This window comes from Thermus sp. NMX2.A1 (assembly GCF_000511705.1).
GTDB lineage: Bacteria > Deinococcota > Deinococci > Deinococcales > Thermaceae > Thermus > Thermus scotoductus.
The window spans coordinates 40,407-53,137 of sequence record NZ_ATNI01000052.1; the positions used below are offsets into that span (position 1 = coordinate 40,407).

Annotated in this window: 18 protein-coding genes; 6 read left to right on the forward strand and 12 right to left on the reverse strand. The window is 65.7% G+C overall.

The genetic code is table 11. The features are described 5' to 3' along the window. Positions 1-9: 9 nt before the first annotated feature. From fmt to TNMX_RS13535, 9 genes are read right to left on the reverse strand one after another with little or no spacing between them, the layout of a single operon-like run. Positions 10-924: a methionyl-tRNA formyltransferase gene (fmt, locus tag TNMX_RS04445; RefSeq protein WP_038029929.1), complete on the reverse strand. Its 915-nt coding sequence runs from the start codon at positions 922-924 to the stop codon at positions 10-12. Further along, entirely contained in the window at positions 921-1,496 is a 576-nt protein-coding gene (gene def / locus TNMX_RS04450) for a peptide deformylase (protein ID WP_015718290.1), read from the reverse strand. The genes fmt and def overlap by 4 nt, the downstream gene beginning before the upstream one ends. A 5-nt stretch (positions 1,497-1,501) precedes the next feature. Continuing rightward, on the reverse strand, positions 1,502-2,320 hold the full coding sequence (locus TNMX_RS04455) for a YbbR-like domain-containing protein (RefSeq protein WP_038029931.1): 819 nt from the start codon (positions 2,318-2,320) through the stop codon (positions 1,502-1,504). Beyond that, the gene (gene cdaA, locus TNMX_RS04460) at positions 2,313-3,026 is read right to left on the reverse strand and encodes a diadenylate cyclase CdaA (protein ID WP_028493723.1); all 714 of its coding nucleotides are present in this window, start codon (positions 3,024-3,026) and stop codon (positions 2,313-2,315) included. Before cdaA ends, TNMX_RS04455 begins: the two co-directional genes overlap by 8 nt. Before the next feature lie 3 nt (positions 3,027-3,029). After that, the gene (locus tag TNMX_RS04465; RefSeq protein WP_038029933.1) at positions 3,030-4,172 is read right to left on the reverse strand and encodes a phosphopentomutase; all 1,143 of its coding nucleotides are present in this window, start codon (positions 4,170-4,172) and stop codon (positions 3,030-3,032) included. Further along, positions 4,172-4,432, reverse strand: a complete 261-nt coding sequence (locus TNMX_RS04470) for a hypothetical protein (RefSeq protein WP_038029936.1) — start codon at positions 4,430-4,432, stop codon at positions 4,172-4,174. The genes TNMX_RS04465 and TNMX_RS04470 overlap by 1 nt, the downstream gene beginning before the upstream one ends. Positions 4,433-4,441: 9 nt before the next feature. After that, a complete protein-coding gene (zapE, locus tag TNMX_RS04475; RefSeq protein WP_038029938.1) occupies positions 4,442-5,413 on the reverse strand; it encodes a cell division protein ZapE in 972 nt (323 codons plus the stop codon). A gap of 18 nt (positions 5,414-5,431) precedes the next feature. Then, positions 5,432-5,830, reverse strand: coding sequence for a type II toxin-antitoxin system VapC family toxin (locus TNMX_RS04480; protein ID WP_015718296.1), 399 nt, complete (start codon positions 5,828-5,830; stop codon positions 5,432-5,434). Then, a complete protein-coding gene (locus TNMX_RS13535) occupies positions 5,827-6,102 on the reverse strand; it encodes an AbrB/MazE/SpoVT family DNA-binding domain-containing protein (protein WP_015718297.1) in 276 nt (91 codons plus the stop codon). Before TNMX_RS13535 ends, TNMX_RS04480 begins: the two co-directional genes overlap by 4 nt. A 50-nt stretch (positions 6,103-6,152) precedes the next feature. Here TNMX_RS13535 and TNMX_RS04490 point away from each other — a divergent pair, with 50 nt between their 5' ends. The 6 genes from TNMX_RS04490 (at position 6,153) to tgt (ending at position 10,446) form a co-directional block, all read left to right on the forward strand. Further along, complete coding sequence (locus tag TNMX_RS04490; RefSeq protein WP_038029942.1) at positions 6,153-6,419, forward strand: glutaredoxin family protein; 267 nt, start codon at positions 6,153-6,155, stop codon at positions 6,417-6,419. A 100-nt stretch (positions 6,420-6,519) separates the two neighbouring features. Next, complete coding sequence (locus TNMX_RS04495) at positions 6,520-6,768, forward strand: AbrB/MazE/SpoVT family DNA-binding domain-containing protein (RefSeq protein WP_015718299.1); 249 nt, start codon at positions 6,520-6,522, stop codon at positions 6,766-6,768. Then, positions 6,768-7,211, forward strand: coding sequence for a putative toxin-antitoxin system toxin component, PIN family (locus TNMX_RS04500; protein WP_015718300.1), 444 nt, complete (start codon positions 6,768-6,770; stop codon positions 7,209-7,211). Before TNMX_RS04495 ends, TNMX_RS04500 begins: the two co-directional genes overlap by 1 nt. A gap of 34 nt (positions 7,212-7,245) precedes the next feature. Continuing rightward, entirely contained in the window at positions 7,246-8,025 is a 780-nt protein-coding gene (locus TNMX_RS04505) for an enoyl-ACP reductase (RefSeq protein WP_015718301.1), read from the forward strand. A 55-nt stretch (positions 8,026-8,080) separates the two neighbouring features. Then, complete coding sequence (ispG, locus tag TNMX_RS04510; protein WP_015718302.1) at positions 8,081-9,289, forward strand: flavodoxin-dependent (E)-4-hydroxy-3-methylbut-2-enyl-diphosphate synthase; 1,209 nt, start codon at positions 8,081-8,083, stop codon at positions 9,287-9,289. Then, complete coding sequence (gene tgt, locus TNMX_RS04515; protein ID WP_038029944.1) at positions 9,289-10,446, forward strand: tRNA guanosine(34) transglycosylase Tgt; 1,158 nt, start codon at positions 9,289-9,291, stop codon at positions 10,444-10,446. The genes ispG and tgt overlap by 1 nt, the downstream gene beginning before the upstream one ends. 89 nt (positions 10,447-10,535) lie before the next feature. On the opposite strand, the gene TNMX_RS04520 is transcribed toward tgt, so the two are convergent. Genes TNMX_RS04520 through rpmB form a run of 3 tightly spaced genes read right to left on the reverse strand, consistent with a single transcriptional unit; the run spans position 10,536 to position 12,686 of the window. Then, complete coding sequence (locus TNMX_RS04520) at positions 10,536-11,633, reverse strand: AI-2E family transporter (protein ID WP_015718304.1); 1,098 nt, start codon at positions 11,631-11,633, stop codon at positions 10,536-10,538. Positions 11,634-11,637: 4 nt separating this feature from the next. Next, positions 11,638-12,333: a M23 family metallopeptidase gene (locus tag TNMX_RS04525; RefSeq protein WP_038029946.1), complete on the reverse strand. Its 696-nt coding sequence runs from the start codon at positions 12,331-12,333 to the stop codon at positions 11,638-11,640. 56 nt (positions 12,334-12,389) lie between these two features. After that, positions 12,390-12,686 carry a 50S ribosomal protein L28 gene (gene rpmB / locus TNMX_RS04530; protein ID WP_015718306.1) on the reverse strand — a complete coding sequence of 99 codons (297 nt, stop codon included), beginning with the start codon at positions 12,684-12,686 and terminating at the stop codon, positions 12,390-12,392. Positions 12,687-12,731: the final 45 nt, after the last annotated feature.

Sequence of the window (12,731 nt, forward strand, 5' to 3'; positions counted from 1 at the left end):
GGAAGCCCCTCATTCCAAGCGGGTACCCGGCCCTACCCCATACCCCCGCGCCCAGTCGGCGGCGGGCATGGGGCGTTTTCCCTCGGGCTGGACCTCCAAAAGCCGGATGGCTCCCTCCCCGGTACCCACCAAGACCCCTTCCCGGTCCACCCCCAGCACCACCCCAGGCTCCCCCGCCCCCGGCTCGGGGCGCATCCTCAGGACCTTCACCCGCCTGCCCCCGTGGAAGAAGTAGCTTCCCGGCCAGGGCTGCACCCCCCGGTGGCGGTTGTAGATGGCCTGGGCGCTATCCGCAAAGCGGATACGCCCTTCCTCCTTGGTGAGGAGAGGGGCATAGGAGGGCTCGCCCTCCTGGGGCGTGGGGGTGAGGTGGGGAAGGTTTTCCAAGACCCAAAGAAGAAGCTCTATGCCCTTGTCCCTGAGGCGCTCGGAAAGGGCCACCGCATCCTCCTCGGGGCCTATCTCCGTGCGCCAGAGGGCGTAAAGGGGGCCGGTGTCCAGGCCCTCCTCGGTCTTCATGATGGCCACCCCGGTTTCCCTTTCCCCGTGGATGAGGGCCCAGGGCACCGGGGCCGGGCCGCGGTACTTGGGAAGAAGGGAGGGATGGAGGTTCAAAAATCCCAAGGGGGGAACCTCGAGGACCTCCTTGGGAAGGATCTTGCCGTAAGCGGCGGTGACCGCCACCTCCGGGGCCACGGCCTTAAAGGCCTCCAGAAACTCCCGGTTCCCCTTGAGGCGTTCGGGCTTCAAAAGGGGAAGCCCGTGGGCCAAGGCGTACTCCTCCACCGGACTGGGAGCGGGCTTGAGGCCCCGGCCCTTGGGCTTATCCGGCTGGGTGACCACCAGGACCACCTGGTGGTGGCGGTTTAGGGCATCCAAAACCGGCACCGCCCAGGCAGGCGTGCCGAAAAAGGCCACCCTCATCCCTGGGAAAGCTCCTTCAAAAGCGCCCTGGCCTCCTTCTGCATCCGGGCCAGCTCCGCCCGGTTTTCCTCCAGGAAGGCCTCCCGCTTGGCCTTGGGCAGGCGTTCGAAGAAGAGGATACCGTCCAGGTGGTCAATCTCGTGCTGGAAGACCCTGGCCATATACCCCTCCAGCTCCAGGGCGCGGGGCCTTCCCTCCTCGTCCTGGTATTCCACCCGGATCCGCTCCGCCCGGGGTACCTCCTCGGCGTAGAGGCCAGGGAGGGAGAGGCACCCTTCCAGCCCCTCCACCTCCCCCTCCCGGTGGGTGATCACCGGGTTGGCCACCACGTAAATCCGGCGCGCCAGGTCGCGGAGGGGCCTCTCCTCCCCCTCGGGCTCATCGGCGTACTCCACCGCCACAAAGAAGCGCTGGGAAAGCCCAATCTGGGGTGCGGCCAGGCCCACTCCCCGGGCCTCAAACATGGTCTCCAGCATGTCCTCGGCAAGCTTCTTGAGGCCCTGAAAATCCTGGACGGGCCGGGCTTTTTTGCGCAACACCGGGTCCCCGTAAAGGCGGATGGGGTAAATCATCCCACCTATTCTAGCGCAAGCCGCACCCTACCCAAAACCTCCCCCAAGACCCTCACCCCCGGAGGCAGGTTAAGGATCAAGGGAGCCGAAACCTCTCCCGGGCGGAAGCTTCCTTCCAGCCTCGCCTCCACCTGGGTCAAGCCCGCCAAAGCCTCCTTGGGTCCCACCACCTCCACGGCCCTGGGGGCATAGTCCACCACCCTTAAGCCCGCCGGGGGCTTCAGGACCAGGGGGACCTGCTTGCGGAAGAGGGGGGCCTCCCGGGACACCACCTGCACCTGGGCGGGAAGAAGCTCCACCCCGGGAAGGGGCCCCTGGGGGCCAAAGGCGGTAAGGGCCACCGTATCCCCTCCAAGGTCCAGGCCCAAGGCCACCACCGCCTCCTCCACCCGGCTTCTCGGCCCCTTAGCCTCCACGAAGGCGGGCTGGGTTTCCACCCACGCCCCCTGGGAAAGGACCTCCACCGGCAGGGTGCGGGTGAGGAGGGCCTCCACCCGGCCCTCCACCCGGGCAGGGCGGATCTCCAAAACCTCCACCCCCTGGGGCACGGCCACCCGCACCTCCCGGGAAAAGGCCCCCTCGGCCCCGGAGAGGTCCAGGTAGGCGGACACGGGAAGCCTGGCCCCCTCCACCAGGGGAGCTGGCCCCCTCAGGCGTAGCATGACCTCCTTGGGCACTCCCTCTGCGGTGCGCTCCCCCCCAAGGCCCACCACTTGGAGGGGCACGCTCACCGCCCGCTCCACCACCGGGGCCCTTTCCTTTAAGGAGTACCAGACGGCAAAAGCCGCCAAAAGGGCGATGAGGAAGCTCCCCCAGTCACGCACGGAGCACCTCCTTGAGCTTCTCCCGCAGGGCCTCGAGGCTCATGGGTGGGGAAAGCCTTCCCCCCTCCGCCAGCCTTATGGCCCCTGTTTCCTCGCTCACCACGATCACCAGGGCATCGGAAACCTCGGAAAGCCCCAAGGCCGCCCGGTGCCGGGTGCCCAGGCCCATGCGGGCCTCGGAGAGGGGAAAGACGCACCCCGCGGCGAAAAGCCGATCCCCCCTCAGGATGGCCCCGCCGTCGTGCAAGGGCGTGCCGGGGTAGAACACCGTCTGGAGTAGCCGGGCGGAAAGCCTGGCCTCGAGGATCTCCCCCGTGGCCGCATACTCCCCCAGGGGGGTGCGCCTTTCCAGGGCCAGGATGGCCCCGTAGCGCCGTTCGGAAAGCCGGGCCAGGCCCAAGAGGAGCTCCTCCAGGGCCAAAGAAGGAGCCCTGGGCCCCTGAGGCCGGCCGATGCGCTCCAAAAGCCCCCTGAGTTCGGGCTGGAAGACCACGATCAGGGCGAAGGCCCCTAGGGTGGCGGCGTTCCCCAAGAGCCAGGAAAGGGTGGAAAGCCCAAGGAGGCTGGCCAGAAACCAGACCACCAGGTAGACCAAGACCCCCCGCACCAGGTTCAGGGCCCGGGTTCCCGCCATGAGGCGCCAGAGGTAATAAAAGAGGATGCCAACGAGAAGGATATCCAGGACGTCGCGCCAGGTGAGGGGCATGGCCTACACCAAGCTTTTCCCAGGGCCCTCCCAGGTGAGGCCAAACAGCCTGGCCCAGGTGGCCCCCAGATCCGCAAAGCTCTCCCGGGTACCCAGGTCCCCCTTCACCCCCGGGCCCACCCAGAGGAGCATCCCGTACTCCCGGGTGTGGTCGGTGCCGAAGAAGGTGGGGTCGTTGCCGTGGTCGGAGACCAGAAAGAGGTGATCCTCCGGGCCCAGGGCCTCCATAAGCCTGGGAAGGAAATCGTCCACCTCCTTAAGGGCCCGGGCGTACCCCTCCGGGTTCCTTCGGTGCCCGTACTTGGCGTCAAAGTCCACCAGGTTGGCGAAGAGGAGACCGGAAAAAGGCTCTTGCATGAGGGCCAGGGTCTTCTCCAGGCCGTCGGTATTGTCCTTGGTCTTCACCTCCCGGGTGAAGCCCCTATGGGCGTAGATGTCGGGGATCTTCCCCACCCCCACCACCTCGAGGCCCCCCTCCTTCAGGAGGTCCAGAACGTTCCTGGGGGGCTCCAGGGCGAAATCCTTCCGCAAATCCTCCCGCCGGTAGAAGTTCCCGGGTTCCCCGGCGAAGGGCCGGGCGATGACCCGGGCCACCTGGTGCTCGCCCACCAGCATCTCCCGGGCCACCTGGCAATAGCGATAAAGCTCCTCCAGGGGCACCACCTCCAGGTGGGCGGCCACCTGGAAGACGCTATCCGCGGAGGTATAGACGATGGGGAAACCCGTCTTCAGGTGGGCCTCGCCGTAGTCCCGTATGGCCTCGGTGCCCGAATAGGGCCGGTTCAAAAGCCATCCCTTCACCCCGATGGCCTCGGCCCAGGCCCTAAGGAGTTCCTCGGGGAAGCCCTCCGGGTAGGTGCGGAAGGGCTTTTCCAAGTACACCCCCACGAACTCCCAGTGCCCGGTGGTGGTGTCCTTGCCGGGGTTCACCTCCCGCATGCGGCCAAAAGCCCCCTGGGGTTCAGGCCGGGGAAGGGTATGGACCCCGGGAACCCACCCCAGGCCCAGGGCGGCCAGGTGGGGAAGCTCCACCCCGGTCTTCAGCACGGTGTGGTCCAGGGTGTCCGCCCCCTCGTCCCCGAACAAGGGGGCATCCGGCAGATATCCCAGGCCCACCGAGTCCAGGACGATGGCCGTGACCTTCATTAAGACCTCAAGCCCCCTTCTTCTTCCTCCTCTTCCTCCTCGGCCAGGGCCATGAGCTCCTCCGGGGTCATCTCGGAAAGGGCCCGGACCGCCTGGAATTCCTCCACCAGGCCCTGGATCTCCTCCATGGCCTCTTCTAGGGAAAGCTCCCCGTCCTGGTAATCGTCCAAGACCTCCTCTATGGCCTCGAGGATCCCCACCGCGGCGCTGGCCTGGGATAGGGCCTGGGCCAGTTCCGAAAGCCTTTCTGCCAGCTCCATGCCTCCATGCTACCCCAAAAGCTCCGCCAACCGGGAAAGGGCCCGGCCGTACTTCTTGGCAAAGGCCCCGTGCCGGTAGGTCTCGGGAAACACCTCCTTGAGAGGCACCCCGGAGGCCCGGAGGTCCACCCCCAGGTTGTACACCTGGTCCACGAAGTGCACGAAGCGTAGGGCGTCGTTCTGGTCGGGGATGGCCTCGAGGCCCTTAAGGTAGACGGCCTCCACCCCATCCAGCAGGTAGCGGTAGCGGATGGGGTGTAAGGCGCGCAGGTGGGCGAGAAGCTCGGGAAAGGCGTCCAGGGTCTTCCGGCGGGGGTCCTCCCGGTAGAGGGGAAGGAGCCTGCAATCGGAAAGGGGTTCGGGAAACCGGTCCGGGTCGCGGTGGCGGAAATCCTCCCCTTCTATGCGCTCCACAGCGAAGCGCCGGGCGAGGCTTTGGATCTGGTGCTTGAACTGCTCGGCGTTAAACCGCCCTTCCCCCAAGGCCCCGGGCGGGGTGTTGGAGGTGGTGGCCACCCGCAGGCCCCTATCCATGGTGAGGGCCAGGAAGTGGGTGATCATCTGGGCGTTGCCGGGGTCGTCCAGCTCAAACTCGTCCAGGAAAAGGTAGCGCAAGGCGGCAAAGCGCCTGGCCCCTTCCCTTAGGCCCATGAGGCCCAGGGTGTAGGTGAGCTCCTCAAAGGTGAGGAAGGCCTTAGGGCCCGGAGCCTCCCAGTAGGCAGCCACCAGGAGGTGGGTCTTCCCCACGCCAAAGCCCCCGTCCAGGTAGATCCCTTGGGGGCCGGGAAGCCGGGGCCGGAGGAAGCCCCGGGGGCGGTCCTTGATCCATCGTCGCAGGCGCTCCTTGGCCAGGGTCTGGGAAGGATAGCGGGGATCGGGCCGATAGGTGGCGAAGGTGGCGGATTGGAAGCGGGGTGGGGGCACAAAGCTTTGCAGAAGTCTTTCCAGATCCACCTCGGGGTGGCGGTCCACCAGGCGCATGGCCTACATTCTAGCCGGCTAGCGCACCACCTCCACGGCCACCCCCAGGGAAAGGGCACCCCAGGAAGCGTCGGCGGTAAGGGCCGGCAGGCTCAGGCGCTGGGCCAAGGCCAAGCAGGCCCTATCCCCCAGGGAAAGCCCCAAGGAGCGGGTGAGGGGGCGAAGGCGGGCCACCCCAAGGGCATCCTCCTCGGTAAAGGGGAAGACCACCAGGACCTCCCCCAGAATCCCTTCCCGCTTCAACCGATCCCGAACCCCCTTGGGATCCCCTCCCCGTTCGGCAAGTTTGGAAAGCGCCTCCGCCAGGTTGACAGCGCTTATCGCCGCTCCCTCGGCTAGGGCCTCCTCCACCCGCTGGGCTCCGGGTTCATCCAAAAGCAGGGCCAACAAGGCCGAGGCGTCCAGCACCGCCCTCACTCCAGGTCCTCCTTCCGGGCCTCCTCCCGCCGGTCCCGGATGAGTTCGTCCACCAGGTTCACCCCTGGCGCCAGGCCCTTGAGAAGGCCCCTGGCCCGATGGGCCACCTCGCGGAAGCTCACCAGCTCGAGGGTGCCCTCCTCCCGCCAGCGCAAGAGGAGGCGATCCCCCTCCCTAAGCCCCAGGGCTTCCCGCACCTCCGCCGGGAGGACCACTCGACCCTTAGATCCCACCTGCACCACATAGTGGGTCTTATCCGAAACCTCCCCCATGCTTTTATTGTACCTCCCTGGAAGGAGCCCTTGTGGTACCATGGTGGGGTATGGTGCGGCTTTACGGCATCCCCGGCTGCGGTCCTTGCGAGATCGTGAAGATGTTCCTGGCGCAAAAGGGCGTGCCCTTTGAGTTCGTCAACGCCCGGCAGGACCCGGAAGCGGCCAGGAAGATCAGCGAGCTGGTGAGAAGCCCCACCGCCGGGGTGGTCCTGGAGTGGAACGGCAAGGTGGAGGCCATCCGCGGGGTTTCCCCGGCCACCCTCAACGCTTGGCTGGCCAGGTACCAGGCCGAGCAAACCCCGGCCTCCAGTTGAAACCGGGGCCGTCGGCCTATCCCAAAATTGCCGAGCTCCAGCCTTCGGTTTACCGAAAGTAAGGAAACCAAATTTCAGGGAAATCGGGTAAGCTAAAGGCATGGAGCTCGCCAAGCTCAGCCGCAAGGGACAGGTTTCCATTCCCAAGCGCCTCCTCAAGGCCTTGGGCCTCGAGGGGGAAGCCTACCTCCTGGTGGAGGTTTCCCCTGAGGGAGCCATCGTGCTTCGGCCCGCCGGGGTTTATCCCGTGGAGATCTATTCCCAGGCCCGCATCCGAGAGTTTCTGGAGGAGGACCAGCTTACTCAGGAGGAAAGGGAACGCTTGGCCAAAGCCCTGGGCGAGCGCTAATGCGCCTCTTCTTGGATGCCAATGTCCTCTTCGCCGCAGCCTGGCAGGAGGGAAGGGCCAGAAGCCTCTTCCTCCTGGCGCAAAGGGCAGGAGTCCACCTCCTAACCTCCTCACACGCCCTGGAGGAAGCCCGAAGAAACCTAAGCCTAAAGCGGCCGGAAACCCTCAAGGTCCTTGAGGAACTATCCCTCAGGGTAGAACGGGTTCCTGAGGCGCCCATCCGCCTGGTACGCCAGGCCCTGAGGGAGGGGTTGCCCCCGAAGGACGCTCCCATTCTGGCAGCCGCCTGGGCAGCCAAGGCGGACCTTCTCGTCACCGGCGACCGCAAGCATTTCGGTTCCCTCATGGGGCGGAAGATACGGGGGGTATGGGTCCTGTCCCTGAAGGAAGCGTGGACTCTTCTTCTGGAAAACGTGGAACAACAAAGCTCCCCTTCACCCTAAGCAGGGTCCCTTAACCCTTGGGTATAATCCCCCCATGCTCACCCTGGACCTTTCCGGCAAAAAAGCCCTCATCATGGGCGTCACCAACCAGCGGAGCCTGGGTTACGCCATCGCCGAGAAGCTCCACCAGGCAGGGGCGGAGCTGGCCTTTAGCTACCAGGGGGAAAGGCTCAAAGAGGAGGTGGAGAAGCTGGCCGCTCCCCTTAACGCCCTCACCTTCCAGGCGGACGTCACCAAGGACGAAGAGCTGGACCGGCTTTTCGCCGGGATCAAGGGGGCCTGGGGGGAGCTGGACTACCTGGTCCACGCCATCGCCTTCGCCCCCCGGGAGGCCATGGAGGGGCGGTACCTGGACACGAAACGCCAGGACTGGCTTCTGGCCCTCGAGGTCTCCGCCTACTCCCTGGTGGCCGTGGCCCAGCGGGCAGAACCCCTCCTAAGGGAAGGGGGAAGCCTCGTCACCCTCACCTACTACGCCAGCGAGAAGGTGGTGCCCAAGTACAACGTGATGGCCATCGCCAAGGCGGCCCTCGAGGCCAGCGTCCGCTATCTGGCCTACGAACTTGGCCCCAGGGGGGTGCGGGTGAACGCCATCTCCGCCGGGCCCGTGCGCACCGTGGCCGCAAGGAGCATCCCGGGCTTCATGAAGATGTACGACCGGGTGGCCCAGGTGGCCCCCCTAAAGCGCAACATCACCCAGGAGGAGGTGGGGAACCTGGGGCTTTTCCTCCTCTCGCCCCTTGCCAGCGGCATCACCGGAGAAGTGGTCTACGTGGACGCCGGGTACCACATCATGGGGATGGAGCTGGAATGAAGCCCCCGTCGCCAGGGCTTAGCCCGTAGGCTTCCCTTCCGCTACCATAGGAAGGATGAGGCGACCTACCCCTACGGTCTGGGTGGGACGCGTTCCCTTAGGGGGCGCCCACCCCGTGGCCGTGCAGTCCATGACCAACACTCCCACCCAGGATGTGGAGGCCACCACGGCGCAGATCCTGGCCCTCTACCGGGCGGGAAGCGAGATCGTGCGCCTCACGGTGAACGACGAGGAGGCGGCCCGGGCCGTCCCGGAGATCAGGAAAAGGCTCCTCGTGGAGGGGGTGGAGGTGCCCCTGGTGGGGGATTTCCACTTCAACGGCCACCTGCTCCTCAGGAAGTACCCTAAAATGGCCGAGGCCCTGGACAAGTTCCGCATCAACCCGGGCACCTTGGGCCGGGGGCGGCATAAGGACGAGAACTTCGCCGAGATGGTAAGGATCGCCCTGGACCTGGGCAAGCCCGTGCGCATCGGGGCCAACTGGGGAAGCCTGGACCCTGCCCTCCTCACCGAGCTCATGGAGGCAAACGCCCGCCGCCCTGAGCCCAAAAGCTCCCACGAGGTCCTCCTGGAAGCCCTGGTGGAAAGCGCCGTGCGGGCCTATGAGGCTGCCCGGGAGCTGGGTCTAGGGGAGGATAAGATCGTCCTTTCCGCCAAGGTGTCCAAGGCCCCGGACCTGGTATGGGTCTACCGGGAGCTGGCCCGCCGCACCCCAGCCCCCCTTCACCTGGGCCTTACCGAGGCGGGAATGGGGGTGAAGGGGATCGTGGCCAGCACCGCAGCCCTTGCTCCCCTGCTTCTGGAAGGCATCGGGGACACCATCCGCATCTCCCTCACCCCGGCCCCCGGGGAGCCCCGCACCAAGGAGGTGGAGGTGGCCCAGGAGATCCTCCAGGCCCTGGGCCTTAGAAGCTTCGCCCCGGAGGTCACCAGCTGCCCGGGGTGCGGCCGCACCACCAGCACCTTCTTCCAGGAACTGGCGGAAACCGTAAACGCCCACCTGAGGGCCAGGCTCCCCGAATGGCGGGCGAAGTACCCGGGGGTGGAGGAGCTCAAGGTGGCGGTGATGGGGTGCGTGGTGAACGGCCCCGGGGAGAGCCGCCACGCCCATATCGGCATCTCCTTGCCGGGAAGCGGGGAAGAGCCCAAGGCCCCGGTTTACGCGGATGGGAAGCTCCTCACCATCCTCAAGGGGGAGAACCTGGCCCAGGACTTCCTGGCCCTTTTGGAAGACTACGTGGAGCGGCGCTTTTCCAAAGCCTGATGGATCCCTTTTGCTTCGCCATCCAAGCCCGCTCTGGCCGGGCCCGGGTAGGCCTTCTCACCACCCCCCACGGAAGGGTGGAAACCCCTCTTTTCATGCCCGTGGGCACCCAGGGCTCGGTGAAGGGGCTTTTGCCCAAGGACCTGAAGGCCATCGGCAGCCAGGTGCTCCTGGCCAACACCTACCACCTCCTCCTCCGTCCGGGGCCCGAGCGGGTGAGGGCCCTGGGAGGACTGCACCGCTTTGCCGGCTGGGATGGCCCTTGGCTTACGGACTCCGGGGGGTTCCAGGTGATGAGCCTGGGGCACCTGCGGCGCATTGACGAGGAAGGGGTGGTCTTCCAAAGCCACCTGGATGGAAGCCTGATCCGTCTCACCCCGGAACGAAGCATCGCTATCCAGGAAGCCCTGGGGGCAGACTTCATCATGGCCTTTGACGAGTGTCCTCCTTACCCCTCCTCCCCCGAATACCTGAAGGCTTCCCTAGAGCGCACCCTGCGCTGGCTGGAGCGGAGCCTGAAGGCCAAAACCCGGCCCGACCAGGCCCTCTTCGGCATCGCCCAGGGAGGGACGGATGCCGGGCTTAGGGCCCTTGCCACCCGGGAAACCCTGCGCTTTGATCTTCCCGGCTACGCCATCGGGGGCCTAGCCGTGGGGGAGACCAAGGAGGAGATGTTCCCTATGGTGGCCCTCTCCACGGAGATCCTTCCCGAGGCAAAGCCCCGCTACCTCATGGGGGTGGGGCACCCCGAGGACCTGGTGGCGGCCATGGGCCTAGGGGTAGACCTCTTTGACAGCGTCTACCCCACCCGCACGGGCCGCTTCGGCTCGGCCTTGGTCCCGGAAGGGCGAATAAACCTGAAAAACGCCCAGTACCTGGAGGACAAACGGCCTCTGGAAGAGGGCTGCGATTGCTACGCCTGCCAAACCTTCAGCCGGGCCTACATCGCCCACCTGGTGCGCGCCGGGGAGATGCTTGGAGGCATCCTCCTTTCCCTGCACAACCTCCGCTTCCTGCACCGCCTCACGGAAAGGGCCCGGGAGGCCATCCGCCAAGGAAGCTACGGGGCCTTTGCCCGGGAGTTTGCCGAAAGGCGTTTTGGCAAGGAGATACCCCCCTGGTTCCGGGAGGCCATGGCGGCGGGGGGGCACTGGTAAAGCCACCCCGCCCTGGCTTGCGCCAGGGCGGGGACCCCGGTGAGGCCACCCCACCTTGGCTTTGCCAAGGCGGGGGCCCTGACCATAACCTAGCCCTCCCGGTAGAACCGGCTTTTCTTGTAGTACTCCTCCAAAAGCACCTTGAGGAAGGCAGCCGTAGGGACCCCTAAAAGCGCTCCCCAGAGGCCAAAAAGGGTGGCCCCCACCAAGATGGCGGCGATGGCGGTCACCGGATGAAGCCGGGTGGAGCGGCCCACGATGAAAGGCCCGAGGAGGTTCCCCTCCAGCTGGTTGGCCAGCCAGAGGACCAAAAGGGCCAAAAGCACCTTGCCCCACCCCCCGGTGGCCGCCAGGAGCAGGGCGGGCACCCCGGAGACAATCACCCCCACGAAGGGGATCAGGTTAAAGACCCCGGCCAGAAAACCCAGGCTGGCGGCCAGGGGAACCCCCACCAGCCATAGCCCCACCCCCACAAGAAGCCCCACCAGAAAGGCCACCAAAAGCTGCCCCCGCACATACCCCCCCACGCTTTGGTCCAGCTTATGGGCCAGCTCGGCCACCAGGGGCTGGTAGGGTTCCGGGAACACCTTCAGGGCGGCCTGGGCCAGGCGCGGCAGGTCGTAGAGGAAGTAGATGGAAAGGGTGAGGGCGGTGAGGAGCTGGAAGATGCCGCCCAGCAAGGAGGTGAAAAAGCCCAGGAGGTTGCCCCCCTGGGAGAGAAGCCCCTGAAGCCAGCGAACCAGGGTTTCCAAAAATCCCTGCAAAAGGCCCTGGAGGTTACGGCTGGCCTCGGCCAGCACGGGCCTTAGGGTTTCGGGAATGGGTATGGTCCGAACGCGATTGGGCAGGTCCAGCAGCCACGAAAGGAAGGGATCCAGGAGCGCAGGAAGCTCCTGAGCCAGGCGGGAGAGCTCCAGCACCGTCTGGGCGGTGAGGAAGGAGGCGAGGCCCAGGAAAAGGCCCAGGCCCAGGTAGACCAGGACCACCCCCAGAAGCCGGGGAAGCCTTTTGGCTTCAAAGAAGCGCACCACGGGATGGGTGAGGTAGGCGATGGCAAAGGCGGTGAGGAGGATGGAAAGGGCAGGCCAGGCCCGGAGGAGAAAGCGGTAGAGGAGGAAGAAGAATAGGAGGTAAACGAGAACCCGCACATACGGGTTCTCCCATACCCGGGCGAAAGCCTCGCGCATGGGGCTATTCTAAGCGGAAGAAGGCCTTGGCCTCCTCGAGGAGCTCCTCCCGGGACAGGCCCTGAAAGAGGAACCTTCCCCGGTCGGGCTCCCCTTCCCAGATCTCAAAAAGAAGCCTGGGAGCCCCTCCCATGAGCCCGGTATTGCCCACATAGCCGACGGGATCCCCCCGGTATACCCTCTGCCCCACCTTAAGGCCAGGGTAGGGCCCTTCGAGGTGGGCGTAGAGGCTGGTGCGGCCATCCGGGTGGCGGATCCAAACCTCGAGGCCCCTTAGGAGGTCCATCTGCTCCGGGGAAGCCCCGTTTCGCACCGCTTCCAGAAGCCTCTGGTACTCCTCAGCAGAAGGCTCCTTGTAATCCCCTTCCACCCTCACCACCTCTCCCCCAAAAGCGGCCACCACCCCCATCCCCCGCACCACGGGCACGCAGGCATCCCCTTGGATGAACACGAAGCCCGCGCTTACCCCCTTGCGGTAGGGACGGGGCGCACCCGGGAGGTTTTCGGGCCTGGTGGGCAGGCAGGCCCCAGGCAGGGGAAGAACATACCCCTCGGGCGCCAGGGCCGCCTTCTGGCTTAGACTCCCCACCTCCTGGCGCAGGCTGGCAAGCTGCCTTCCCCTTAGGGAAAACCCCAGGGTGACCACCAGGCTGTAGAGGGCCAGGGCCAGAAGGAGATAATGCCCCGGCTTCCAGACCATGAACCCATGCTACAAAAAAAGCCCCCCAAGGGGGGCTTTTCCAAGGGAGGAAGGCCTTAGAGTAGCTTCAAGAGCCTTTCCTTGATCTCCTTGGCGGAAAGGCCCTCCAGTTTAAGCCCCTTGGCCCGGTCCAGAAGCTCATAAACCTTGGGAATATGGCTCGCCGCCACCCGGAAGGTGATCTCCTGACCCGCCACCTGGACGCGGATCTTCTGCAGGTTGGGGTACTGCCGACGCTTGGAAATGCCGGTGGTCTTCTTACCCACGCCCCCTTCCCGCTTGGCCTTACCCCGCCTTTGGATGCTATTGGCCACGATGGGCCTCTTTCCGCTAATCTCGCACACCTTGGACATAAGACCCTCCCGTGCCCGAAGGCAAACCCTATGGAGTATAGCACA

Excerpts from the sequence above, each read along its gene's own strand:
- fmt (WP_038029929.1), bottom strand. The coding sequence starts at position 924 with ATGAGGGTGGCCTTTTTCGGCACGCCTGCCTGGGCGGTGCCGGTTTTG.
- def (WP_015718290.1), bottom strand. The coding sequence starts at position 1,496 with ATGATTTACCCCATCCGCCTTTACGGGGACCCGGTGTTGCGCAAAAAA.
- cdaA (WP_028493723.1), bottom strand. The coding sequence starts at position 3,026 with ATGCCCCTCACCTGGCGCGACGTCCTGGATATCCTTCTCGTTGGCATC.
- TNMX_RS04465 (WP_038029933.1), bottom strand. The coding sequence starts at position 4,172 with ATGAAGGTCACGGCCATCGTCCTGGACTCGGTGGGCCTGGGATATCTG.
- TNMX_RS04470 (WP_038029936.1), bottom strand. The coding sequence starts at position 4,432 with ATGGAGCTGGCAGAAAGGCTTTCGGAACTGGCCCAGGCCCTATCCCAG.
- zapE (WP_038029938.1), bottom strand. The coding sequence starts at position 5,413 with ATGCGCCTGGTGGACCGCCACCCCGAGGTGGATCTGGAAAGACTTCTG.
- TNMX_RS13535 (WP_015718297.1), bottom strand. The coding sequence starts at position 6,102 with ATGGGGGAGGTTTCGGATAAGACCCACTATGTGGTGCAGGTGGGATCT.
- TNMX_RS04490 (WP_038029942.1), top strand. The coding sequence starts at position 6,153 with ATGGTGCGGCTTTACGGCATCCCCGGCTGCGGTCCTTGCGAGATCGTG.
- TNMX_RS04495 (WP_015718299.1), top strand. The coding sequence starts at position 6,520 with ATGGAGCTCGCCAAGCTCAGCCGCAAGGGACAGGTTTCCATTCCCAAG.
- TNMX_RS04500 (WP_015718300.1), top strand. The coding sequence starts at position 6,768 with ATGCGCCTCTTCTTGGATGCCAATGTCCTCTTCGCCGCAGCCTGGCAG.
- TNMX_RS04505 (WP_015718301.1), top strand. The coding sequence starts at position 7,246 with ATGCTCACCCTGGACCTTTCCGGCAAAAAAGCCCTCATCATGGGCGTC.
- ispG (WP_015718302.1), top strand. The coding sequence starts at position 8,081 with ATGAGGCGACCTACCCCTACGGTCTGGGTGGGACGCGTTCCCTTAGGG.
- tgt (WP_038029944.1), top strand. The coding sequence starts at position 9,289 with ATGGATCCCTTTTGCTTCGCCATCCAAGCCCGCTCTGGCCGGGCCCGG.
- TNMX_RS04520 (WP_015718304.1), bottom strand. The coding sequence starts at position 11,633 with ATGCGCGAGGCTTTCGCCCGGGTATGGGAGAACCCGTATGTGCGGGTT.
- TNMX_RS04525 (WP_038029946.1), bottom strand. The coding sequence starts at position 12,333 with ATGGTCTGGAAGCCGGGGCATTATCTCCTTCTGGCCCTGGCCCTCTAC.
- rpmB (WP_015718306.1), bottom strand. The coding sequence starts at position 12,686 with ATGTCCAAGGTGTGCGAGATTAGCGGAAAGAGGCCCATCGTGGCCAAT.